The following is a 22,372-nucleotide window of genomic DNA, read 5'->3' on the forward strand; positions in this document are numbered from 1 at the left end:
GAAGAGAGGAGGTGAACGCCATGTCGGATATCTTGTCGCAGAGCGAAATCGATGCATTATTATCCGCGTTAAAATCGGGAGAAGTTAGCCCTGAGGAGATTCGCAGGGACGATGAAGAGAAAAGGGTCAAAACGTATGATTTTAAACGAGCGATGCGTTTTTCCAAAGATCAGATCCGTAGTCTCTCGCGAATCTTTGAGAATTTTTCCCGTTCGTTGACAACTTACTTCTCGGGGCAACTGCGGACATTCGTGCAGATTCAAGTGATCTCTGTCGAACAACTGCCTTATGAAGAGTTTATCCGCTCGATACCGAAAATGACGATTTTGAATGTCCTTCATGTTCATCCGCTCGATGGAAAGTTTATTATGGAATTTAACCCCAATATCGCATATGCCATGTTGGAACGGTTGTTGGGGGGAACGGGTACTGGAACGAGTGAAGCGAGGGCCTTGACGGAAATTGAAAGCACCATTTTGGAGAGGGTTTTTTCAGGGTGCCTCCCCAGTTTCCAAGAAGCGTGGAAAGGCATAGCGGAGATCGTACTGGAAATGGAACAGTTGGAGGTAAATCCCCAGTTCTTGCAGATCGTTACACCCAATGAAACCGTGGCCGTCGTTTCTTTATCGATGAAAATCGGTGATACGAGTGGGATGATCAATATCTGTATGCCGCATGTCGTTCTCGAACCGATCATGCCGAAACTCTCTGCCCATTACTGGCTGGATACAAAACGTTCAGAAATCGACATGAATCAGGTACGCTCATTGCGGTCAAATGTTGCCCGTGCCCCCGTTCCCATCATCGCCGAATTAGGAACATCCACCATTACCGTGGGAGAATTGCTCGGCCTTGCCGTCGGTGATGTAATTACATTGGATCAGAGCGTGGGAACAAAGATTCAAGTGAAAGTAGGAGGACGAGTGAAATTTTTAGGTCAGCCTGGTACATATAAAGGAAGAATCGCTGTGCAGATTGCCAAGATTGTAGAGGAAGGGGATAACGTGAGTGAATGAGAACGACATCTTGTCACAACAGGAAATCGATGCTCTCCTCAAACAGACGCAAATGAAAGCCGACCTCTTGCACACCGAGGATTATTTAAATGAATTGGAGCAGGATGCTCTCGGCGAGATTGGAAATATATCATTCGGGACGGCTGCTACCGCTCTCTCTACTCTTTTGCGGCAGAAAGTGGAGATTACCACGCCAACGGTCAGTGTCGTGAGCAAACAATCACTACACGCAGATTTTCCTTTGCCGCATGTTGCCATTAAGGTCGAGTATACGGACGGATTCGTCGGAGCGAATGTGTTGGTGATACGGACACGGGATGCGAAAATCATTGCCGATCTGATGATGGGAGGCGATGGTACTGTCGACGACGACGCGGAACTGAACGAACTGCATTTAAGCGCTGTGGCGGAAGCGATGAACCAAATGATGGGCTCCGCTTCTACTTCGATGTCAACAGTTTTTGATATGTTTGTAAATATTACGCCGCCTCGCGTAGATATCGTAGACTTTGCAAATCCGCAAGCTTCCGACTTGTTTTCCGATGAGGATATTCTTGTGAAAGTATCGTTCCGCTTGATTGTCGGCAGTCTCATCGATTCGAGTATCATGCAGCTGATTCCGATCTCTTTCGCGCGTACCATGCTCGCGAAATTGAACATGGGAAGCATGGTGGAAACGAGTGACGCGGCTAGCCAGATTGCAAAGGTGGAAGAACAGGTGGCGGTCGCTTCCGAAGCGACGTTGTCAAACGCCGCTCAGGCTGTCCACGTCGAAACGGTGTCAAGTCCGTCAACTTCGTTTGTGGCTCAATCCGCGAACCAGAATGTAAAAGGAACTCCAGCGACACAAGCGTATTCAGGATCTATCCATGAGCCAAAAGTATCTTCGCAAAGCGTAAATGCTGTTCGCGTACAGCCAGTACAGTTTGCGGCATTCGATCATCAAGAACAGCCGGATACGGGAGCGGGCAATTTGGATTTATTGCTCGATATTCCATTGAGCGTAACGGTTGAATTGGGAAGGACAAAAAAACAGATCCGCGATATTTTGCAGCTGGCACCAGGTTCCATTCTTGAGCTCGAAAAAGTCGCCGGCGAACCGGTCGATATTCTTGTCAATCAAAAGTTGATCGCCAAAGGTGAAGTCGTCGTCATTGACGAGAATTTTGGCGTCCGCGTAACGGATATCATCAGTCCCTTTGAGCGCGTGCAGAAACTGAACAACTGAGAGGAGATGGTCATATGGCAAAAAGAATTTTGATTGTTGATGATGCTGCTTTCATGAGAATGATGATCAAAGAAATCCTCACGAAAAACGGGTACGAGGTCGTCGGCGAAGCCCAGGACGGCGCTCAAGCGGTAGAAAAGTACAAAGAATTGCGTCCAGATCTTGTAACGATGGATATTACCATGCCGGAGATGGATGGGGTCAATGCTTTAAAGCAAATTCGTGCATTTGATCCGAATGCGAATGTGATCATGTGTTCCGCGATGGGACAGCAGGCGATGGTGATCGACGCGATTCAGGCCGGAGCGAAAGACTTCATCGTCAAGCCGTTTCAAGCTGAACGGGTCATCGAAGCGATCAAAAAAATCCTTGGGTAATGAGCGGTAAGGCTATGTTGAAATTGAGGAAACGAATAGGCATCATTCTCATGGCCATCTTGTTTTTATTGGTTGTGCAGCCTCCTTTCCGGGTACATGCGGTTGAGGGAAGCGTAGAAGATGCAATAAAAACACATGAAACCCAGGGGATACAAAAGCAACAGAATGAGAATGCAACGGGCCGAAATGGACAAGGCCCTTCTTTCCTGTGGTCCTTCATTCAATTGATCGTCGTCATGATCGTTCTCATCGGAGTCATCTATTTGTTGATCCGTTTTCTTTCCTCGCGCAGAGGACACATGCAAGCGCTTGGAATGAGAACGATCGGCATTCATCCGTTGACTTCCAATCGCAGCATCCACGTGGTTGCCATGGAAGATCGCATCCTCATTTTGGGGGTCGGAGATGATGTGACTCTCCTTCAGGTGGTCGACCAGCCAGAGAAAGTAGAACAGTGGAAACAACTGATTCCGGAGAAGACTGCTCAAAGGATGTTTCGGAAGGACGGCCAGCCATTTGATGTCATGTTGCGCAAGAAACTGGAAGAATTGAAGCGACAACGGCAGAACATAGAACGTTGGGATGAGGAAAACCGATGAAATCTGTAAAATTGTTCATACCCGTCGTTTGTTTTTGGATAGCGTTACTCATCCCCTTCCATTCGTTTGCAGAAGGGAATACGGTCATCGGCGTTCCCGGTGTCAATGTGGGGATCCAAACATCGAGCAATCCGCAAGATGTGGCAGCCAGCCTGCAAATTTTGCTCTTGTTGACCGTTTTGACACTCGCTCCTGCCATTCTCATCATGATGACCTGTTTTACGCGTATCATCGTTGTACTTTCCTTTGTTCGGAATGCGTTATCGACACAACAGATTCCGCCGAATCAAGTGTTGATCGGCCTGGCCTTGTTTATGACTTTGTTTGTCATGTCACCCACTTTATCACAAGTGAATCAGCAGGCGCTTCAGCCGTACTTGGCCGGTCAGATCAGCCAGACGGAAGCGATGCAGAAAGCGGCCATTCCCTTTAAACACTTTATGGCCAAGCAGACGCGAGAACAAGATTTGCGCCTGTTTCTTGATTACCGAAAGCAACCGATGCCAAAGTCGGTTGAAGAGATTCCTTTATCCACTCTCGTACCTGCTTATGCGATCAGTGAATTGAAGACGGCGTTTCAAATCGGTTTTATGCTCTTCATTCCCTTTCTTATCATCGATCTGGTTGTGACCACAACACTGATGTCGATGGGAATGATGTTTTTACCGCCCGTTACGATCTCATTGCCTTTTAAAATCCTTTTGTTCGTGATGGTGGACGGATGGTATCTCGTCGTCAAATCGTTGTTGCAGGGATATCAGTAAGCGTGCGGTGAGGAAAGGCAGGTGTAAAGGCAATGAGTGAAGAGTTTGTCATTCAATTGGGCGAGCAGGCGATATGGGTCGCATTGAAAGTATGCGGGCCGATCCTTGCATTGGGACTGGTGGTTGGACTGCTTGTCAGCATTTTTCAAGCGGCGACGCAAATTCAGGAACAGTCTCTCGCCTTCATCCCGAAGATTCTGGCTGTCATCGTGGCACTCATCTTCTTCGGGCCTTGGATGCTCACCGTAGTCCTCGAATTTGCACGCAGAATCCTCGGTGATCTGTCTTCGTTTGTAAAGTGAGTGTAGAGTGATGGAGATTCCTTTCACGTATTCACAGCTTTTGTCGTTCTTTCTCGTCTTCGTTCGGATCGGCAGCATGTTGTTGGTCGCACCTGTGTTTAGCGTGCGTTTTGTGCCTGTTCGCTTTCGTGTGGGGCTCGCTTTCTTTTTGAGTGTTGTCTCATATCCCATGATTATTACAAACGCGAACGATCCCGCACTCGCGCAGGGGAGTACAGGAATGTGGTTCATTTTGGTTGTCAAAGAAGCTTTGACCGGTACCGCTCTGGGGATGGTCGGTGCGTTTATGTTTGCCGTGTTTCAAATCGCCGGTCAGCTCATGGATACACAAATCGGCTTTTCCTTGTCCAGCGTCCTCGATCCGATAACGGGTGTGCAGAGTTCGCTATTCAGCAACTTCAAACAATTGCTCGCCATCCTCTTGTTTTTGGGGATGGACGGACATCATGCGTTGATTATGGGGATATTGCAGAGTTTTCACTACGTGCCGTTGGGGACGTTTACAATCACGGGGAATTTTCTCGCTCTTTTCGTCCAGATATTTACAGCGGCGATTCTTTTGGGCATCAAGATGGCGGCACCGGTCGTTGTCGCTCTGTTTCTTACCGATGTGGCGATTGCCGTTCTCTCCAAAAGTGTGCCGCAGCTGAATATTTTTGTCGTGGGTCTTCCATTTAAAATCGCCGCCGGCTTGTTGATATTGATTCTTTGTATGACTGCTCTTGTTGTCATGTTTTCCGAAATGTTTCATTTCATGTTTGATCGTATGGAAGAATTGTTGCGGGTGATGGTGAACCAATCATGATTCGATGGAATCTGCAACAATTTGCCGGTGAAAAGACGGAAAAAGCCACACCCAAAAAACGTCAGGAAGCCAGAAAGAAAGGACAGGTGGTCAAGAGTCAAGAAATCAACACGGCGGTCACACTGTTTATGGCATTGCTTGCATTCAAACTATTTTCGGGGATGATCGTACAAAGTTTTCTTTCGTTTTTGCGAACGGATCTGACGGAGTATGTATCCCTATCCATGACTCCTGGAAATCTGCATGTGCTTTTTATGGAAGGAATTCTTTTATTTGCGAGAATGGGTCTTCCTGTTTCTGGAATCGTTCTTCTTTCCGGATTGGCGATCTCCTATTTGCAGGTCGGAAGCATATTGACACTTGAGCCGTTAAAACCGGACTTGCAGAAGCTCAACCCGATTGTCGGCATCAAGCGGATGTGGTCCATGCGCTCTCTCGTCGATTTGCTGAAAGCGATACTCAAAATTAGCTTGATCGGCTATGTTGCTTACGATGCGCTCGTATCGAACGTTCGCAGTTTCGACCATCTGGTTGACATGGATGTATTTTCTATTTTGAGCTTCATCGGAGATAACGCTTTATCTTTGATGTGGAAGATGGTTTTGATGTTCATGGGACTTGCTGTATTGGATTACGCGTATCGATGGTATGAGTACGAAAAGGAACTGCGCATGAGTAAACAGGAAGTGAAAGAGGAGTTTAAAAGTATCGAAGGCAATCCGATGATCAAAAGAAAGATCAAGGAACGGCAGCGAGCGATCGCGATGCGCCGCATGATGCAAGATTTGAAGAAAGCGGATGTCGTTATCACCAATCCGACCCATTACGCGGTGGCCCTGCAGTACGACGCCAAGTCGATGAATGCGCCGGTCGTATTGGCAAAGGGGATGAATGAGCTCGCTTTGCGTATAAAAAAATTGGCAAGAGAACATGATATCGTGCTTGTGGAAAATCGTCCGCTTGCACAAACCCTCTATAAAACGACGGATATCGGTGAAACGATTCCTCCCGAATTGTTTCAAGCGGTTGCGGAAGTATTGGCATATGTCTATCGATTGAAGAGGAAAGTGTAAAGGAGGGGGCAGAAATATGAAAGCATCCGACTTTTCGGTCATCGTCGGTGTGATCTGTATCGTAGTCATGATGGTCATTCCCCTTCCGACCTGGTTGCTGGATTTCTTGCTCATTATCAATCTTTCTTTGTCGTTGACGATCCTTTTGGTTTCCATGAATACTCGTGAACCTTTGCAGTTTGCCGTGTTTCCGTCACTACTCCTGATTACGACTTTATTCCGTCTTGCGTTAAACGTTTCTTCCACTCGATTGATCTTGTCTCAAGGGGATGCGGGAAGGGTTATTGAAACATTTGGAAACTTTGTAATCGGAGGAAATGCAGTTGTCGGATTTATCGTCTTTCTCATTCTTGTCGTCATTCAATTTATCGTGATCACAAAAGGGGCGGAACGTGTGGCGGAAGTGGCGGCACGTTTCACTTTGGATGCGATGCCGGGAAAACAAATGAGCATCGATGCGGATCTCAATTCCGGAATGATAACGGAGAAAGAAGCGAGGGAACGGCGGAAAGCGATTGAGAAGGAAGCCGATTTCTATGGAGCCATGGACGGGGCTTCCAAGTTCGTGAAAGGGGATGCGATCGCTGCGATCATCATCGTCATTATCAATGTCATCGGCGGTTTTATTATCGGTGTGGCGATGAACGGAGAAAGCCTATCGCAAGCGTTGCAACGTTACACCTTGTTATCTGTAGGTGACGGACTGGTCAGCCAGATTCCTGCGCTGCTTATATCGACGGCTACCGGTCTGGTTGTCACCCGTTCCGCGTCGGAGAATCACTTGAGTCGAGATGTGATTCAGCAGATTCTCGCATATCCGCGTATGCTCTATGTGGTTGCCGCTGCATTATCCGCTTTGGGATTATTCACACCGATCGGTTTGCTAAAAACATTGCCGATCGCCGCGATCGTCGCTTTCGGCGGATCGCGCATGCAGCAGATGTTGCAAGAAGATTCCCTGCGTAAAAAGGAAGAAGTCGTTCAACAGGAAGAAGCGCAGGTGAGAAGTCCCGAAAATGTTATCAACCTGATTCATGTCGATCCCATCGAGTTTGAATTCGGATATGCATTGATCCCGTTGGCCGATGTGAACCAGGGGGGAGACCTTCTCGACCGCGTGATCATGATCCGTCGCCAATGCGCACTGGAACTCGGGATCGTCATTCCCGTGATTCGCATTCGCGACAATATTCAATTGCGCCCCAATGAGTATGTCATCAAAATCAAAGGGAACGAAGTGGCGCGCGGAGAGCTGCTTTTGGATCACTATCTCGCTATGAGTCCGGGTGTCGATGATAGCCGGGTAGTCGGAATCGAGACGAGGGAACCCGCTTTTGGACTTCCGGCGTTATGGATTACTGAAGAGATGCGCGAAACGGCCGAGTTTTCCGGATATACGGTCGTCGATCCGCCGTCGGTTGTCGCGACGCACTTAACAGAAGTATTAAAACGTCATGCGCACGAACTTCTCGGCCGTCAAGAAACGAAAACATTGATCGACTCCTTGAAGGAACAATATCCAGCTTTGGTGGAAGAAGTCGTACCCAACCTGTTTTCAATTGGGGAAGTGCAAAAAGTACTTGTAAACTTGCTGCGCGAAAAAGTTTCGATCCGTGATCTTGTGACGATTTTAGAGACGATGGCTGATTACGCGTCGTATACGAAAGACCCCGATCTGTTGACAGAATATGTGCGCGCGGCTTTATCCCGACAAATTACACAGTCCCTCAAGCAGGAAGGGGATCAGCCTCTTCGCGTGATCACTCTTTCACCGAGTGTCGAGAAGGAGATTCTCGACCACATTCAACATACGGAGCACGGCGCGTATCTTGCGCTGGATCCGCGCGTGTCGCAACGAATCTATCGGTCGATTCAAGAACAAATGCAAGTCCTCTCGGCGAGCGGGACTCAACCGGTCATGGTGGTCTCTCCGAGCGTGCGCATGCATCTGCGCAAATTGATCGAACGCGTGTTACCCGATCTGCCGGTGCTTTCTTACAATGAAATTGATCCGACGATTGAAATTCAAAGCGGTGGGGTGGTGAGCCTCTGATGATCGTAAAGCGTTACGTGGTGCAAGAGATGCCTGAAGCGATAGCAAAAATCAGAAAAGATTTGGGGAAAAATGCGATCATCATCAGTACGAAAAAAATCAAGACGAGAGGATTTCTCGGTTTTTTTGGCAGAACCGCTTTCGAAGTGATCGCGGCTGCTGAAGAGGAAGAGAAAAAAGCGAATGATCACTTCAAAGGGGGTCAAGCGTTCACGGAAAGTGTGCAGGAAGAAGCGATTCGTATGAAGAAACCTGAAGCTTTCTCCGCACGCGGTGGCACTGAGAGACACGAAGAGGGACAGGTTGAACCGGAGAAAGAACGATTGCTCCAAGAGGTACAACAATTGCGCTCCATGTTTCAATCCTTCCTTTTGGCAGAGCCGTCGGGTGTGCCAGCCGTCGCTCGCCGTATGCAGAAAACCCTCCTGGCAAATGGAGTGGATGAGTCGTTCGCGTTGCGATTGATACATAAAGGAATGCAGCATATCGATGATATCGAAAACATGTCCGAACAAGCGTTTCGCGAAGTCGTACAAGCCATCATTCAAAATGAAATGGGCGGTCGACTGGCCCCGTCTCCGATCACAGGAGACAGCCGTGTGGTATCCATAATCGGGCCGACGGGCGTTGGAAAAACAACGACGATTGCAAAACTGGCAGCTCACCAAGTGTTACATGAGAGGAAGAAGGTCGGTTTGATCACATCCGATACGTACCGTATCGCGGCAGTCGAACAATTGAAAACGTATGCGGATATCCTGAACATTCCCTTGGAGATTGTATACACGCCGGATGATTGTGTACAAGCATTACAAAAATTCTCAGAAAAAGACCTGATTCTGATGGATACAGCCGGCCGCAACTATACACAGAAAATGCCCGTTGCGGAATTACATCCGCTTTTACATGCGATCGATCCCGATGAAATCTATTTGGTCTTGTCATTGACGAGTAAAACGTCAGATCTTGAAACGATCATCGCCAATTTTTGCGAGATCAAGATCGACAAATTGTTATTCACAAAGTTGGATGAAACATCGACATACGGTGCGATGTACAACCTTGTACAAAAGTTTCAGTTACCGGCTTCCTACGCCACGACCGGACAAAACGTTCCGGATGATATCGAAGTCCTTACGCCTGAATCTATTGCTAAGTTGATTGTAGGGGAGAACCAGTATGTTTGACCAAGCGCATCGATTACGTCAAATCGTTTCCTCGATTCGGACGGATGAGGAGAAAACCCGTGTCCTTGCGATCACGAGTGGTAAAGGCGGGGTTGGAAAGTCAAATTGCACGCTAAACCTTGCAATCGCATTGTGCCGAGCGGGAAAAAAGGTGATCGTTATCGATGCGGACGTTGGATTTGCCAACATCGACGTTTTGCTTGGAATGACATCACAGAAATCGTTAGTCAACTTGTTTGATTGTCGCACAAAAATTTGGGATATTTTGCAAAACGGGCCGGATGGATTGAAATTTATTGCTGGAGGATCCGGTTTACAGGATCTTCTGACTCTTGATGATACACAAATTCGATATGTTGTCTCTCAGTTACAAGAATTGCAAGGATACGCTGACTATATTTTGATCGATACGGGTGCAGGGTTGAACGCGCAAACCCTTCGATTTATTTTGAGCGCAGATGAAGCGGTCGTCGTGACGACACCTGAACCGACGTCGATAACGGATGCGTATGCTTTAATTAAGCTCGTGTCGAACCGGAACAAGGAGCTGCCCATTCGACTGATTGTAAACCGCGTGGCGACTCGTGACGAAGGGGAACAGACGGCGGAGAAAATCAGGCTGGTAGCCGAACGATTTCTGCAAGTAAAAGTTGAAACATTAGGTTCAATTATCGATGATCCTTCGGTTGTCAAGGCAGTCAAACTGCAGGTTCCATTTGTTACCTGTTATCCTGATGCAAAAGCGAGCCGATGCATTCAACAGGTGGCCGCACACTTGTTGAACGTGCCCTATATCCGCGGAGAGAAAAAAGGGGTACGTTCCTTTTTGCAACGGATGGTCTCTCTATTACGAAGTTAAAACAGAATCGAGGGAATTTCATGGTTTCAACTTCGATGAGCGCAATCATCGCTGTCGGTGCGTCAACGGGAGGGCCACGTGCTTTGCAAACGTTGCTCTCCCACTTCTCCCCCGATGTTCCGGCGAGCATTGTTGTTGTCCAACATATGCCTCCCCGTTTTACCAAGTCACTCGCGAAACGTCTGGATGGACTGTGTTCGTTGCATGTAACGGAAGCGGAAGACGGACAACCGCTGCAAAACGGATCGGTATATATCGCGCCCGGGGATTTTCACATGCGTGTCGTTTCTTCACCGAAAGGAGGTTTTCAGATTTCTTTACGGAAGGATCCTCCTTATGGCGGACATCGCCCTTCCGTCGATGTACTGTTCCATTCTCTTGTCGTTTTGCCCAGTCCCCCACGTTTGTTTGGCGTGCTTTTAACGGGCATGGGAAGGGATGGGGCGGAAGGATTAGCGGCGATCAAAGCGTCAGGAGGGACAACCATTGCGGAAGCGGAAGAATCTTGTATCGTTTTCGGCATGCCGAAAGCGGCGATCGAAAAGGGATGTGTCGATTGGGTACTCCCGGTTGATCAAATTGCAGAACGCTTAAAGGAGTTGATCGAATGGTAGAGAGAAAGGATGCGGAAAAAGAAACGAAAGTGATTGTTTTTCGCCTGAACGAAGAAGAGTATGGGGCGGAAGTCCGTGTGATCCGCTCGATTGAAAGGATGCAGCCGGTCACTCGCATGCCACAAATGCCAGCGTTTGTCAAAGGGGTAATCAACCTGCGTGGCGTAATCACGCCTGTGATCGATCTGAAAACCCGTTTATCTTTAGGGGATACTGTCCAAGATCAGCAAACCCGCATCATCATCGTTTCTGTCCATGATATGCAAGTGGGGCTCATTGTCGACGCAGCGACAGATGTGATTGACATACCTGTTCATGCGATTGAGCCTCCGCCAATGCTTTTGGAAGGGATTCATTCTTCTTTTATCCGCGGCGTGGCTAAACTGCCGGAGCGTCTCCTGATCCTTTTGAATCTGGATCAAGTGCTCAGTCAGGAAGAATTTCAACAGTTACAACAAATGGAGAGGTCTTTATGACGGAATTACTGAATTTAAACGAATTTCATTTGGATGTCCTGAGGGAAATCGGCAATATCGGAGCAGGTCATGCCGCCACGGCTCTTTCGACGTTGCTTCAACAGGAAATTCAAATGAAGGTTCCCTGTGTACGTATCGCTTCCTTCGATGAAATCGCTGATATCCTCGGAGGGGCCGAACAGATCGTCATCGGTGTTTTTCTTCGTACGGTCGGTGAGATTCCCGGGAATATTTTTTTTTCTACTGACATTGGATAGTGCAAAGCGTTTGCTCGTTTCGATTTTGGGCGATAACGAACACTCCGATTCATTCTCGGACATGGAGATTTCCGCAATTTCCGAAGTAGGGAACATACTCGCAAGTTCATATGTTTCCTCCATGTCAGATTTCATAAAAAAAGAGATTCAAGTAACTGTCCCTGCCGTTTCCATCGACATGGCGGGGGCGATTCTCAGCGTGGGACTGATACCGATGGGAGAGATCGGCGATCTGGCACTCGTAGTAGAGACGGAACTCCTCTATGAAAACCGTGAAATCGAGGGGTATCTTTTCATGTTGCCTGATCCTGGGACGATAGAAACGATATTTCAAGCATTAGGAGTGGAGTATTCATGAACGTAGTGAAGGTAGGCATTGCCGATCTGAATGTGGTAGACACTCCTGATGTGATTCGCACGACCGGTCTTGGATCATGTGTCGGCGTCGTCCTGTATGATCCAACTTGCAAAATGGCCGGGATGGCACACGTGATGTTGCCCGAGTCGCCCTCAACGGAAAATAACGTGAACCGGGGAAAATACGCGAATACTGCGGTCCCTTATCTGGTTGAATGGATGGAAAAAAGAGGAGCACGAAAAAGAAACATGTGGGCGAAATTGGCGGGAGGGGCACAAATGTTCACGTTCGCAGGACAAAGTGATTTGATGCGCATTGGCCCACGCAATGTAGAAGCGGTGAAAATGGCGCTTTCCCGATTGGGGATTCCTGTTATGGGGGAAGACACGGGGGGGAATTATGGCAGGACGATCGAATTTTCCACGGTCGATGGAATTTTGACCGTCCGAACAGCAAGGAGAGGGATCATTTCGGTGTGAAGAGGAAAACGTCGGTGTTGCGCTTGGTTTTGATTTGTGGGTTCGTGGGATTTTCCTTGACCTTTATCTTGAGTCTGGTCTTCACTGGAAATTCATGGGGTACAAGCGTTTTTCGCGGTATAGTTGGTTTTCTCGTATTATTTGTGTCAGGAATGGTTGTGAACTTTCTTTTGAATACTGCCGTAAAGCGTGATGGAAGTGAACGGGGAACTCAGATCGATTTGACGCTTCCGCCGGAAAAACCGCAGCCGAATCAAGGCTTTCATCGGAGCGATGATACATTCATTCCTATGACGTTTACGAAACTTCCCACCAATCATTCCGATAGCGATGATGAGCAAGCCCGCAAAATCGCCGAGGCTTTGCGTCAGTTGAAAGATTGACAGGTGGTGACGCATGATGCAGAGCAGACCGATTCAACAAGACAGGCCCGCGGATCGTCAGACAAAGATCGTGCTTGAGGATTATCTTCCGTTAGTGCATCGTGTGGTCAAGCATCTCGCTTCATCTCTCCCTTCATTCATTCAGACGGATGAGCTTGTAAGTTTGGGAATTCTCGGTCTTATGGAAGCGGTGAAACGATATCGAGATGATGAAGGGGTAAAATTTGAAACGTTTGCCGTTTGGCGCATTCGAGGCGCCATACTCGATGGGTTGCGTGAGAATGATTGGATTCCCCGGCAATTACGGAAACAGGCGCGGGAGATCGATCGAGCGTATGCGGTTGTTGAGGGAAGGGAAGGGCGGGCAGCGAGAGACGAAGAAATCTGTGAGTATTTGGGGATTTCCCTCGATGAACTCCATCGCCGGCTTGCAGAAATCGAGGCAGGGACGGTAATTTCTCTCGATCATACAATCTCTTCTGATGGCGATGAAACGTCGCTCTTACATATGATAACGGATCCTCATGCGGCGGATCCTTATAATGAGGCCAGACGAAAAGAGGTTGCCCGAATTTTGACATCTGCGATCGAGCGATTGCCCGAGAAAGAAAAACTGGTCATCTCTCTGTATTATTATGAAGAACTCACTTTGAGAGAAATCGCGGATGTGCTTGAACTCACCCCTTCACGTATTTCCCAATTGCACACAAAAGCGATTTGCCGTTTGCGCGGCGCATTAAGCCGAAAGAAAGACTCATTACGCTGAAGCGGGAGGCTGCGCGCGTGTACCTTGTGATCGTATTCATCGCATTGGTTGGACTTGTCATCGTTTTGTATATGTTTGCACAACGCAGGTTGAACAATGAGAACGGTTCATCGACCCTCCAAGTGGAATCAGCGCTTGAAACGTTCATGAATGAACTCACGCAAGAAAATGAACGTTTGATGGAAGCGATTCGGAACATGCAATCGGTTTGGAAAGACAAATCTGCTCAATATGAGAATCGCATCATGATATTGGAACAACGACTGACAGAACTGGAAACTCGATTGCAAGGGTTCCATCATGAACAAGAACAATTGGGAGCGCCTGTTTTCATTGTTTCTAAACGGTATCAAAAAATTCTCAGTCTTCACGAGGAAGGCTTATCAATGGAACAAATCGCCAAACAACTGGGGATCGGTATCGGGGTTGTTCAACTTGTTCTTTCTTTGACAGAAAAAAAATAATTCTGCCCCCCTGCTTGTTCGCTTGCATCGGGAAAATGGGTATGATATAGTATCATCTGGTGTGAATACACACGTCGTTCGATCACGAGCGAAGGTGCCGCCTAGCGGATTCGCGTGAGATGAAGACGACGGAGGAAAAAACCATTCTGAGAGGAGGTGTGAAGATATGGCGATCATTTCCATGAAACAACTTCTGGAGGCTGGTGTACATTTCGGTCACCAGACCCGTCGTTGGAATCCCAAAATGGCTCGCTACATCTTCACCGAACGTAACGGCATTTATATTATTGACCTTCAGAAAACGGTAAAGAAGGTCGAAGAAGCGTATAATTTTATGCGCGATTTGGCACAAGAGGGCAAAACTGTACTTTTCGTAGGTACAAAGAAACAAGCGCAAGAGTCCGTAAAAGAAGAAGCAGAACGTTGCGGGATGTTCTATGTGAACCAACGTTGGTTGGGTGGTACCCTGACCAACTTCAACACGATACAGAAACGGATCGCACGTTTGCGTGAACTGGAGCAAATGGAAGCGGACGGGACGTTCGATGTTTTGCCGAAGAAAGAAGTCATCGTATTGCGCAAAGAAATGGAGCGCCTTGAGAAATTCCTTGGCGGTATCAAAGGGATGAAGGAGCTCCCGGGTGCGTTGTTCATCATCGATCCCCGCAAAGAGCGCATCGCAGTAGCGGAAGCGCGTAAGCTCGGCATCCCGATCGTAGCGATCGTCGATACGAACTGTGATCCGGATGAAATCGATTATGTGATTCCCGGTAACGATGATGCGATCCGCGCGGTCAAGCTGCTCACAGCGAAAATGGCTGATGCGATTCTCGAAGGGAATCAAGGCGAACAAACAGCGTAATGACACGAAAGGGTGGCGGTAGGGTTTGCGAACCCTTTCCCGCCCTTTTTGTTTGCGATTCGAATCTCTGAGAAGAATCTAATAATATTTTTAAGGGGGCAACAATTCATGGCAATCTCAGCCCAACAGGTGAAGGAATTGCGTGAAAAAACCGGCGCTGGCATGATGGATTGCAAAAAAGCGCTCACGGAAGCAAATGGCGATATGGAAAAAGCGATCGAAATTCTGCGTGAAAGAGGCCTCGCTGCCGCTGCGAAAAAATCGGGGCGCATCGCTGCGGAAGGGATCGTGGAATCGTACATTCATATGGGCGGAAAGATCGGCGTTCTGGTGGAAGTCAACTGTGAGACAGATTTCGTGGCGAAAACGGATGAGTTCAGATCTTTCGTAAAAGATGTAGCCATGCATATTGCGGCATCGCGTCCTCAATACATACGACGTGAAGAAGTACCGGCAGAAGTTGTAGAAAAGGAAAAAGAGATTCTTCGCGCACAAACATTAAACGAAGGAAAACCGGCTAACATCGTCGATAAAATCGTTGAAGGCCGAATCGATAAATTCTTTAAAGAAGTGTGCCTGCTTGAGCAACCATTTGTGAAAAATCCTGACATCACAATTGATGAGCTCGTCAAGGAAAAAATAGCGAAGATTGGCGAAAACATCAATATTCGCCGCTTTGCTCGTTTCGAGATGGGCGAAGGCCTGGAAAAGAAAGAGGACAACTTCGTCGCTGAGGTCATGGCTCAGGTGAAGGCGTAATCGGTTTGTTAGACTGGGAACACTCATCGTGTTCCCTTTTTTCCAATGTCCGCGGAAGAATATCAACCGGGCGGAACATTTTTTGAAGCGGAGGATGAAGAATGCTCCAACCGAAGTATAAGAGAGTTGTTCTCAAATTGAGTGGTGAAGCGTTGGCGGGTGGAAGCGGATACGGGATCGATGCGGCTGTGATCAACTCCATTGCTTTTCAGATTAAAGAGATCGTTGAATTTAATACGCAGGTTGCTGTTGTGGTTGGCGGCGGGAATATCTGGCGTGGGGTATCTGGCAGCTCTCAGGGAATGGATCGGGCTACCGCCGATTATATGGGTATGCTTGCGACCGTTCTCAACGCACTCGCTTTGCAAGATGCACTTGAGAAAGCGGGTGTAAATACGCGTGTTCAGACATCGATCGAAATGAGACAGGTGGCTGAACCCTACATCAGAAGGCGTGCGATCCGTCATCTGGAAAAAGGACGTGTCGTGATCTTCGCTGCCGGTACGGGCAACCCGTATTTTTCGACAGACACAACAGCTGCATTGCGTGCGGCAGAAATCGAAGCCGAAGTGATTCTGATGGCCAAAAACCAAGTGGATGGCGTTTATGATGCCGATCCGAAGGTCGATCCGAACGCGAGCAAGTTTGAGACGCTGTCTTTCCTCGATGTATTGAATAGAGGGTTGGGCGTTATGGACTCAACGGCTATCTCTTTATGCATGGATAACAATATTCCGATCATTGTCTTTAACATCAATGAAGAAGGCAATATCAAACGCGTGATTATCGGAGAAGAGATTGGGACGACTGTGAAAGGGGGATCTGTATGATCAATGATACATTGAAAAACATGGAAGAGCGTATGGAGAAAGCGATCGCTGCTCTGAAACGTGATTTTGCAACCGTTCGTGCCGGACGGGCAAACCCGGCATTGCTTGACAAGATTCAAGTCGAATATTATGGAACCCTTATGCCCATTAATCAAATGGCGAACGTAACCGTTCCGGAACCTCGGTTGTTGGTTATTACACCTTGGGATAAAGGAGCGCTGAAAGAGATCGAAAAAGCGATCCAGAACTCCGATCTTGGGCTGACCCCGAATAATGACGGAAGCGTGATTCGTATCGTCATTCCCCAATTGACAGAACAACGCCGTCAAGAATTGGTGAAATTAACAAAGAAGATGGCGGAGGAAGGACGGGTTGCTATCCGTAATATCCGTCGCGATATTAACGAGGAAATTAAGAAAATGGAAAAGTCCGGAGATCTTTCTGAAGACGACAGCCGTCGAGCGCAAGAAAAAGTACAAGCGACGACCGATAAATATATCGGGGAAATCGATAAGCTGCTTGCAGCCAAAGAGCAAGAGATCATGGAAGTGTAAACTGTCGACCCCCTTTCATGGGGGTTATTTTCTTCGTAGGGGAGAAGCGCGATGTTGGAACGATTTAAGGGATTGTTCTCTCCAACAAAGGAACATGTCGATGAGTACGGAATTCAGCCCGATACAGTTCCCTATCATGTTGCGATCATCATGGACGGAAACGGCCGATGGGCGAAGAAAAGAGGACTTCCGCGCATCGCCGGACACCGCGCGGGGATGAAGACCGTAAAGGAAGTAACGATCGCGGCCGATGATATCGGCGTAAAAGTGTTGACATTATACGCTTTCTCCACCGAGAACTGGAAACGACCTTTACAGGAAGTCGATTTTCTGATGAGACTCCCTGAAGAGTTTCTTGCTCTCGAATTAGATGAGTTGATGGAGAAAAACGTACAGATTCGGGTGATCGGGGATTCGTCAGGGTTGCCTGCTCATACACGAAAGACTGTTTTCGACGCGGTGGAAAAAACCAAACAGAATACAGGGTTGATACTCAATATTGCCCTCAATTATGGAGGAAGGGCAGAAATCATCGATGCGGTGCGCACGATCGTGCAAGAAGTGATCGATGGAAAACTGAGTGTCGAAGATGTCAGCGCTCATACGATTGAACAACATCTGCTGACCTCAGGATTGCCTGACCCAGACTTGTTGATTCGAACGAGCGGAGAAATCCGTTTAAGCAATTTTCTGTTATGGCAATCAGCCTATACGGAACTATGGTTTACCGATGTGTTGTGGCCCGATTTTAGAAGACATCATTTTTTCACAGCGATAAGGGACTACCAGAAAAGAGGTCGTCGCTTTGGCGGTCTTAACTAGGAGTGGACATGGAATATGCTGTATCAACGGGTCCTGACGGGTATCATTGGTGGAGCGTTTTTTCTTTTGCTCGTTTATGTTGGTGGCTATGGTTTCCTGATTTTATTTTCAGTGCTCGCGTTGGTTGCGTACAGTGAATTGATCGGAATGAGAAGCGATCCTTATTTTTCTGTGCAGAGTATCATCGGTTATGCATTCGTGCTGATGTTGTTGCTTTTCGGAACAGAGACCAGTACATACTTGTTGCTGGGGCTATTTCTTCTTCTCAGCGTTCCCGTTGTCACGAAGAATCGTTTGTCGTATTCGGATATTTCCTATTATGGGATGGGGGCGCTCTATATCGGTCTTTCCTTACATGCGGCCGTTCTCATTCGTCTTCATTTGGAGCATGGTTTGTACCTCTTTCTTTTCGTCTTGTTGTGTATTTGGGCGAGTGATACGATGGCTTATTTTGTCGGCGGTTTATTTAAAGGTCCGAAACTGTGGCCGGCGATTTCGCCAAACAAGACCTTTTCAGGCGCGCTCGGTGGCCTCTTTGGATCTTCGGCAGTCGGGTACGCTTTTTTCCTTTGGCAAGGGCTCGGGCATCCGCTGAGCCATTGGATGGTGTTGGCCATTGGCATTTCACTCGTGGGACAAATCGGAGACTTTGTGGAATCTGCGATCAAACGTTCGCTTCATGTTAAGGATTCAGGAGTTCTTTTGCCTGGACACGGCGGGGTGCTTGACCGTTTTGACAGCTTGCTATTTGCATCCCCGTTCGCGTATCATGTATTTGTATGTTTAGGATTTTAGCCATGTACGGTTTTGATGAGGTGACAACATGTCGAAAGCGGTGGCCATACTCGGATCAACCGGTTCGATCGGGCGTCAAACGGTGGAGGTTATCAGAAGACACAGAGAACAGTTTTCTGTATGTGCTTTGGCTGCCGGTCATAATGTCGATGAATTGGCGAATCAGATTCGAATGCTAAAACCTTCATTAGTTTCAGTGGCGACAGAAAGGGCAGCGGAAGAGCTGCGTGAACAGGTGGGCAATAGTGTCGAGATCGTCGTCGGCGATCAAGGGCTCATCGATGTCGCAACGCATCCTGATGCTGACATGGTTTTAACGGCCGTTGTAGGCACGCGAGGACTTGCTCCTACGATTGCTGCCATTCAAGCAGGAAAAACGATCGCACTCGCGAACAAAGAAACGCTGGTTGCGGCTGGCCATGTAGTTACGAAGTTGGCCGCGGAAAAGAATGTTCCGATTCTGCCTGTCGATAGCGAACATTCTGCGATCTTTCAGTGTTTGCAAGGAGAACGTATACCTACCGTTCGTCGGATCATACTGACCGCATCCGGTGGCCCGTTTCGAGAGCATACACTTGAAGAAATGGAACATGTGAGTGTGGCTGATGCGTTGCGCCACCCCAATTGGTCGATGGGAGCGAAGATTACGCTGGATTCTGCCACTTTGATGAATAAAGGTTTGGAAGTGATCGAGGCACATTGGCTTTTTGGTTTACCTTATGAACAGGTCGATGTTATGATCCATCCACAAAGCATCATCCATTCCCTGGTTGAATTTGTTGACAGCGCACAGATCGCTCAACTCGGGATGCCGGATATGAAAGTGCCCATTCAATTTGCGTTAACGTATCCGGAAAGGGTCGCGGCTGAGTGGCCGCGATTAGATTTGACGAAAATCGCGCAACTGACATTCTCCCAGCCCGACCTGCATCGTTTTCCTTGTTTACGCCTTGCTTACGAGGCGGGCAAGACGGGCGGAAGCATGCCGGCCGTGCTCAACGCGGCGAACGAGGCGGCTGGATCCCTGTTTTTGAACGGTACAATCGGTTTCTTGGATATCGCAAGCTTGATCGCCCGAGTGATGGAGAACCACTCGGTGGTTGCAGATCCTGATTTGGAAACGATCGTTGCGCTCGATTCATGGGCGCGTGCAGAAGTTCTGCGGATTGCGAAGCAGTATTCCGCATAGAGAGGTGTTTGTCTCACCTCTCTTTTTGCTACAATGGACAATAGAGAGAAAAAGTAGATGGAGGATTCATATGCGTCAAAAAAAATATTTTATACCTACGCTAAGAGAGGTGCCTTCTGAGGCGGAAATCGTCAGCCACCAACTGCTTTTGCGCGCTGGTTTTATCCGTCAGTTGGCGGCCGGGATTTATACATATCTTCCGCTCGGGTATCGTTCCTTACGGAAGATCGAAGCGATTGTGCGGGAAGAAATGGATAAAAGCGGCGCACAAGAAATTCACTGTTCGTTTTTGCAGCCCATCGAATTATGGGAACAAACGGGACGTGCGGGAGCGTACGGTCCTGAGCTTGTTCGTTTGCATGATCGTCATGAGCGAGAATTTGTTCTAGGACCCACACATGAGGAAGTTTTCACGACGGTCGTTCGCAATGATATCAAGTCGTATCGCAAATTGCCCCTCATTTTGTATCAAATCCAAACCAAGTTTCGCGACGAACGGCGCCCCCGCTTCGGGTTGATGCGCGGACGTGAGTTTGTTATGAAAGATGCGTATTCTTTCGATTTGGATTGGGAAGGTTTGGATCGCTCCTACCGGGCCATGTATGATGCGTACAGCCGCATTTTTACTCGTTTGGGATTGAATTTCCGAGCGGTCGAAGCGGATGCGGGTGCGATTGGTGGAGAAGGCGGTACACATGAGTTCATGGTTTTGGCTGATGTGGGAGAAGATACGATTGCGTCATGTACCCAATGCGATTATGCAGCTAATATCGAAATGGCTTCCGCCGGTCGCAAGAGAAAGGAATATAAGGAAGTTTCCGTCGCAGAGAGGGAAAAATTTCATACCCCGGATATCAAGACGATCGATCAATTGAGCAGTACACTAGGGGTTGAACCTTCCTCGTTTATCAAAACGCTCATTTATCTGGCTGATGGTAAACCTGTTGCCGTACTCGTGCGCGGTGACCACGAAGTCAATGAAGTGAAGGTGAAAAATGTTCTTGGTGCAACAGAGGTTTCATTGGCTGATGAAGCGACGATCCGTCAGGTGACAGGTGCTCCTGTAGGTTTTGCGGGCCCTGTAGGCTTGAGTATTCCGTTGCTCGTCGATCTGGAAGTCGCAGAGATGGAAACCGCGATCTGCGGGGCGAACGAAGTGGACATGCATGTGCGCAATGTAAAGCCGGGACGAGACTTCCCGTTGGAGCAAGTGGCAGATGTTCGCAACGTGATCGTGGGGGATCAATGTCCTCATTGCGATGGTCATCTGGAATTTCACCGCGGAATTGAAGTGGGACATATCTTCAAATTAGGTACGAAATACAGTGAAGCGTTAGGTGCCACCTATCTTGATCAAAACGGAAAAGAGCAAGTGATGATCATGGGATGTTACGGTATCGGCGTTTCCCGCCTGCTTGCCGCGATCGTTGAACAAAGCCATGATGACAAAGGGATCATCTGGCCGCTTGCAGTGGCTCCGTTCCAAGTTCATATCGTACCTGTGAACATGAATGATCAGAATCAAGTGCAGTTAGCCGAACAGTTGTATGACCGTCTTGTTGAGGCAGGCGTGGAAGTCTTGCTCGATGACCGCGATGAACGTCCGGGTGTGAAGTTTAAAGACGCCGATCTGATCGGTTTGCCAATACGCATCACGATCGGCAAGCAGGCGGCTGAAGGTTTGGTCGAATTCAAAGAACGTAAGACGGAACAGGTGGAAGTTTTATCGCTTGAAGCGGTATACGAAAGAGTTCTCTCGCTGATCAAATCGTAACGGTTTGAATGAACAGGATTGAAATGGGAGAGGATTCCTGCCGGGGGTAATTACACGGGAGGAATCGACATGCTTTCACTGATCATTCCGGCGTACAATGAATCGCAGAACATCGCGCGTGTACTTGATGTTGTTACACAGATGAACGATTTTCATGAAATCATCGTTGTGGATGATGGATCCATGGATCATACGTATCAGGTGGCCTCAAGTTATCCCGTACGCGTCATCCGCTTGGAACAAAATCGCGGAAAAGGAGCGGCGATCGCTGAAGGACTCAAGGCCGCACAATGCCCTTTTCTCGTTTTATTAGATGCCGATTTGATCGGATTAACTCCGGAACACATACGTCGCCTGATCCGTCCGGTTTTGGAAGGTGAAGCTGTTATGACCATGGGCTTATTTGCAAATGGGAGGTTCGCAACGGATCTGGCGCAAAAAATGACACCTTCGATTACCGGGCAACGGGCTTTCCGACGGGATGTGCTGGAGGGACTTCCGCAATTGGAAGAGACTCGTTTCGGGGTTGATTTTGTACTTACGCGTCATGTCAAACGTTTGAACTTACCTGTAAAAACCGTCTTTTTGGATGATGTCACACAACAGATAAAAGAAGAAAAGCTGGGTTTTTCCCGTGGCTTTGTCGCACGTTTAAAGATGTACTGGGAGATCTTGCGGGTCTTGGTTCGATAACCGAAAGTGGCATACGTCCGTACACCACAGACTT

The 22,372-nt window shown here is 48.1% G+C and carries 26 protein-coding genes and 1 pseudogene; all 27 read left to right on the plus strand.

Features of this window, described 5'->3' with window-relative positions:
- Nucleotides 1-20: 20 nt before the first annotated feature.
- The 27 genes and pseudogenes from fliM to DNHGIG_RS17340 all read left to right on the plus strand — a co-directional run bounded on the left by fliM (nucleotide 21) and on the right by DNHGIG_RS17340 (nucleotide 22,338).
- Nucleotides 21-1,016 carry a flagellar motor switch protein FliM gene (fliM, locus tag DNHGIG_RS17210; RefSeq protein ID WP_282200745.1) on the plus strand — a complete coding sequence of 332 codons (996 nt, stop codon included), beginning with the start codon at nucleotides 21-23 and terminating at the stop codon, nucleotides 1,014-1,016.
- A complete protein-coding gene (gene fliY, locus DNHGIG_RS17215) occupies nucleotides 1,009-2,244 on the plus strand; it encodes a flagellar motor switch phosphatase FliY (protein WP_282200746.1) in 1,236 nt (411 codons plus the stop codon). The genes fliM and fliY overlap by 8 nt, the downstream gene beginning before the upstream one ends.
- Nucleotides 2,245-2,258: 14 nt before the next feature.
- Entirely contained in the window at nucleotides 2,259-2,621 is a 363-nt protein-coding gene (locus DNHGIG_RS17220) for a response regulator (protein WP_282200747.1), read from the plus strand.
- A 14-nt stretch (nucleotides 2,622-2,635) separates the two neighbouring features.
- Complete coding sequence (locus tag DNHGIG_RS17225; protein WP_282200748.1) at nucleotides 2,636-3,220, plus strand: flagellar biosynthetic protein FliO; 585 nt, start codon at nucleotides 2,636-2,638, stop codon at nucleotides 3,218-3,220.
- Nucleotides 3,217-3,984, plus strand: coding sequence for a flagellar type III secretion system pore protein FliP (fliP, locus tag DNHGIG_RS17230; RefSeq protein WP_282200749.1), 768 nt, complete (start codon nucleotides 3,217-3,219; stop codon nucleotides 3,982-3,984). The genes DNHGIG_RS17225 and fliP overlap by 4 nt, the downstream gene beginning before the upstream one ends.
- Before the next feature lie 32 nt (nucleotides 3,985-4,016).
- Nucleotides 4,017-4,286 (plus strand): flagellar biosynthesis protein FliQ, encoded by a 270-nt coding sequence (gene fliQ / locus DNHGIG_RS17235; protein WP_282200750.1) that lies wholly within the window; start codon nucleotides 4,017-4,019, stop codon nucleotides 4,284-4,286.
- A 10-nt stretch (nucleotides 4,287-4,296) separates the two neighbouring features.
- The gene (gene fliR, locus DNHGIG_RS17240) at nucleotides 4,297-5,091 is read left to right on the plus strand and encodes a flagellar biosynthetic protein FliR (protein ID WP_282200751.1); all 795 of its coding nucleotides are present in this window, start codon (nucleotides 4,297-4,299) and stop codon (nucleotides 5,089-5,091) included.
- Nucleotides 5,088-6,164, plus strand: a complete 1,077-nt coding sequence (flhB, locus tag DNHGIG_RS17245) for a flagellar biosynthesis protein FlhB (protein WP_282200752.1) — start codon at nucleotides 5,088-5,090, stop codon at nucleotides 6,162-6,164. The genes fliR and flhB overlap by 4 nt, the downstream gene beginning before the upstream one ends.
- Nucleotides 6,165-6,180: 16 nt before the next feature.
- Nucleotides 6,181-8,217: a flagellar biosynthesis protein FlhA gene (gene flhA / locus DNHGIG_RS17250; protein WP_282200753.1), complete on the plus strand. Its 2,037-nt coding sequence runs from the start codon at nucleotides 6,181-6,183 to the stop codon at nucleotides 8,215-8,217.
- Nucleotides 8,217-9,404, plus strand: coding sequence for a flagellar biosynthesis GTPase FlhF (gene flhF / locus DNHGIG_RS17255; RefSeq protein ID WP_282200754.1), 1,188 nt, complete (start codon nucleotides 8,217-8,219; stop codon nucleotides 9,402-9,404). The genes flhA and flhF overlap by 1 nt, the downstream gene beginning before the upstream one ends.
- On the plus strand, nucleotides 9,397-10,263 hold the full coding sequence (locus DNHGIG_RS17260) for a MinD/ParA family protein (RefSeq protein ID WP_282200755.1): 867 nt from the start codon (nucleotides 9,397-9,399) through the stop codon (nucleotides 10,261-10,263). Before flhF ends, DNHGIG_RS17260 begins: the two co-directional genes overlap by 8 nt.
- Before the next feature lie 20 nt (nucleotides 10,264-10,283).
- The gene (locus DNHGIG_RS17265) at nucleotides 10,284-10,877 is read left to right on the plus strand and encodes a CheB methylesterase domain-containing protein (RefSeq protein ID WP_282200756.1); all 594 of its coding nucleotides are present in this window, start codon (nucleotides 10,284-10,286) and stop codon (nucleotides 10,875-10,877) included.
- The gene (locus DNHGIG_RS17270; RefSeq protein WP_282200757.1) at nucleotides 10,871-11,353 is read left to right on the plus strand and encodes a chemotaxis protein CheW; all 483 of its coding nucleotides are present in this window, start codon (nucleotides 10,871-10,873) and stop codon (nucleotides 11,351-11,353) included. Before DNHGIG_RS17265 ends, DNHGIG_RS17270 begins: the two co-directional genes overlap by 7 nt.
- A pseudogene (locus DNHGIG_RS17275) lies at nucleotides 11,350-11,968 on the plus strand (chemotaxis protein CheC). The gene DNHGIG_RS17270 and the pseudogene DNHGIG_RS17275 overlap by 4 nt, the downstream one beginning before the upstream one ends.
- Nucleotides 11,965-12,447 (plus strand): chemotaxis protein CheD, encoded by a 483-nt coding sequence (locus DNHGIG_RS17280; RefSeq protein WP_282200758.1) that lies wholly within the window; start codon nucleotides 11,965-11,967, stop codon nucleotides 12,445-12,447. The pseudogene DNHGIG_RS17275 and the gene DNHGIG_RS17280 overlap by 4 nt, the downstream one beginning before the upstream one ends.
- A 14-nt stretch (nucleotides 12,448-12,461) precedes the next feature.
- Nucleotides 12,462-12,830 (plus strand): hypothetical protein, encoded by a 369-nt coding sequence (locus DNHGIG_RS17285; protein ID WP_282200759.1) that lies wholly within the window; start codon nucleotides 12,462-12,464, stop codon nucleotides 12,828-12,830.
- Between the two features lie 13 nt (nucleotides 12,831-12,843).
- A complete protein-coding gene (locus DNHGIG_RS17290; protein WP_282200760.1) occupies nucleotides 12,844-13,596 on the plus strand; it encodes a FliA/WhiG family RNA polymerase sigma factor in 753 nt (250 codons plus the stop codon).
- 17 nt (nucleotides 13,597-13,613) lie between these two features.
- Entirely contained in the window at nucleotides 13,614-14,060 is a 447-nt protein-coding gene (locus DNHGIG_RS17295; protein WP_282200761.1) for a DUF6115 domain-containing protein, read from the plus strand.
- A gap of 166 nt (nucleotides 14,061-14,226) precedes the next feature.
- Entirely contained in the window at nucleotides 14,227-14,922 is a 696-nt protein-coding gene (gene rpsB / locus DNHGIG_RS17300; protein WP_282200762.1) for a 30S ribosomal protein S2, read from the plus strand.
- A 108-nt stretch (nucleotides 14,923-15,030) separates the two neighbouring features.
- Nucleotides 15,031-15,681, plus strand: a complete 651-nt coding sequence (tsf, locus tag DNHGIG_RS17305; protein ID WP_282200763.1) for a translation elongation factor Ts — start codon at nucleotides 15,031-15,033, stop codon at nucleotides 15,679-15,681.
- A gap of 101 nt (nucleotides 15,682-15,782) precedes the next feature.
- Entirely contained in the window at nucleotides 15,783-16,511 is a 729-nt protein-coding gene (pyrH, locus tag DNHGIG_RS17310) for a UMP kinase (RefSeq protein ID WP_282200764.1), read from the plus strand.
- A complete protein-coding gene (frr, locus tag DNHGIG_RS17315) occupies nucleotides 16,508-17,065 on the plus strand; it encodes a ribosome recycling factor (RefSeq protein ID WP_282200765.1) in 558 nt (185 codons plus the stop codon). Before pyrH ends, frr begins: the two co-directional genes overlap by 4 nt.
- Nucleotides 17,066-17,116: 51 nt before the next feature.
- A complete protein-coding gene (uppS, locus tag DNHGIG_RS17320) occupies nucleotides 17,117-17,887 on the plus strand; it encodes an undecaprenyl pyrophosphate synthase (protein ID WP_282200766.1) in 771 nt (256 codons plus the stop codon).
- A gap of 15 nt (nucleotides 17,888-17,902) precedes the next feature.
- Entirely contained in the window at nucleotides 17,903-18,682 is a 780-nt protein-coding gene (locus tag DNHGIG_RS17325) for a phosphatidate cytidylyltransferase (protein WP_282200767.1), read from the plus strand.
- A 28-nt stretch (nucleotides 18,683-18,710) separates the two neighbouring features.
- Nucleotides 18,711-19,871, plus strand: coding sequence for a 1-deoxy-D-xylulose-5-phosphate reductoisomerase (locus tag DNHGIG_RS17330; RefSeq protein ID WP_282200768.1), 1,161 nt, complete (start codon nucleotides 18,711-18,713; stop codon nucleotides 19,869-19,871).
- Between the two features lie 70 nt (nucleotides 19,872-19,941).
- Entirely contained in the window at nucleotides 19,942-21,645 is a 1,704-nt protein-coding gene (locus DNHGIG_RS17335) for a proline--tRNA ligase (RefSeq protein WP_282200769.1), read from the plus strand.
- A gap of 69 nt (nucleotides 21,646-21,714) precedes the next feature.
- On the plus strand, nucleotides 21,715-22,338 hold the full coding sequence (locus tag DNHGIG_RS17340; protein WP_282200770.1) for a glycosyltransferase family 2 protein: 624 nt from the start codon (nucleotides 21,715-21,717) through the stop codon (nucleotides 22,336-22,338).
- Nucleotides 22,339-22,372: the final 34 nt, after the last annotated feature.

Origin of the sequence: Collibacillus ludicampi (assembly GCF_023705585.1) — a bacterium.
GTDB classification, from domain to species: domain Bacteria; phylum Bacillota; class Bacilli; order Tumebacillales; family BOQE01; genus Collibacillus; species Collibacillus ludicampi.

Coding starts and splice junctions, on each gene's coding strand:
- fliR (WP_282200751.1), top strand. CDS start 4,297: ATGGAGATTCCTTTCACGTATTCACAGCTTTTGTCGTTCTTTCTCGTC.
- DNHGIG_RS17280 (WP_282200758.1), top strand. CDS start 11,965: ATGAACGTAGTGAAGGTAGGCATTGCCGATCTGAATGTGGTAGACACT.
- rpsB (WP_282200762.1), top strand. CDS start 14,227: ATGGCGATCATTTCCATGAAACAACTTCTGGAGGCTGGTGTACATTTC.
- flhB (WP_282200752.1), top strand. CDS start 5,088: ATGATTCGATGGAATCTGCAACAATTTGCCGGTGAAAAGACGGAAAAA.
- fliP (WP_282200749.1), top strand. CDS start 3,217: ATGAAATCTGTAAAATTGTTCATACCCGTCGTTTGTTTTTGGATAGCG.
- DNHGIG_RS17340 (WP_282200770.1), top strand. CDS start 21,715: ATGCTTTCACTGATCATTCCGGCGTACAATGAATCGCAGAACATCGCG.
- pyrH (WP_282200764.1), top strand. CDS start 15,783: ATGCTCCAACCGAAGTATAAGAGAGTTGTTCTCAAATTGAGTGGTGAA.
- uppS (WP_282200766.1), top strand. CDS start 17,117: ATGTTGGAACGATTTAAGGGATTGTTCTCTCCAACAAAGGAACATGTC.
- DNHGIG_RS17270 (WP_282200757.1), top strand. CDS start 10,871: ATGGTAGAGAGAAAGGATGCGGAAAAAGAAACGAAAGTGATTGTTTTT.
- DNHGIG_RS17260 (WP_282200755.1), top strand. CDS start 9,397: ATGTTTGACCAAGCGCATCGATTACGTCAAATCGTTTCCTCGATTCGG.
- DNHGIG_RS17330 (WP_282200768.1), top strand. CDS start 18,711: ATGTCGAAAGCGGTGGCCATACTCGGATCAACCGGTTCGATCGGGCGT.
- DNHGIG_RS17225 (WP_282200748.1), top strand. CDS start 2,636: ATGTTGAAATTGAGGAAACGAATAGGCATCATTCTCATGGCCATCTTG.
- fliM (WP_282200745.1), top strand. CDS start 21: ATGTCGGATATCTTGTCGCAGAGCGAAATCGATGCATTATTATCCGCG.
- DNHGIG_RS17325 (WP_282200767.1), top strand. CDS start 17,903: ATGCTGTATCAACGGGTCCTGACGGGTATCATTGGTGGAGCGTTTTTT.
- DNHGIG_RS17265 (WP_282200756.1), top strand. CDS start 10,284: ATGGTTTCAACTTCGATGAGCGCAATCATCGCTGTCGGTGCGTCAACG.
- fliQ (WP_282200750.1), top strand. CDS start 4,017: ATGAGTGAAGAGTTTGTCATTCAATTGGGCGAGCAGGCGATATGGGTC.
- flhF (WP_282200754.1), top strand. CDS start 8,217: ATGATCGTAAAGCGTTACGTGGTGCAAGAGATGCCTGAAGCGATAGCA.
- DNHGIG_RS17290 (WP_282200760.1), top strand. CDS start 12,844: ATGATGCAGAGCAGACCGATTCAACAAGACAGGCCCGCGGATCGTCAG.
- tsf (WP_282200763.1), top strand. CDS start 15,031: ATGGCAATCTCAGCCCAACAGGTGAAGGAATTGCGTGAAAAAACCGGC.
- DNHGIG_RS17220 (WP_282200747.1), top strand. CDS start 2,259: ATGGCAAAAAGAATTTTGATTGTTGATGATGCTGCTTTCATGAGAATG.
- flhA (WP_282200753.1), top strand. CDS start 6,181: ATGAAAGCATCCGACTTTTCGGTCATCGTCGGTGTGATCTGTATCGTA.
- frr (WP_282200765.1), top strand. CDS start 16,508: ATGATCAATGATACATTGAAAAACATGGAAGAGCGTATGGAGAAAGCG.
- DNHGIG_RS17335 (WP_282200769.1), top strand. CDS start 19,942: ATGCGTCAAAAAAAATATTTTATACCTACGCTAAGAGAGGTGCCTTCT.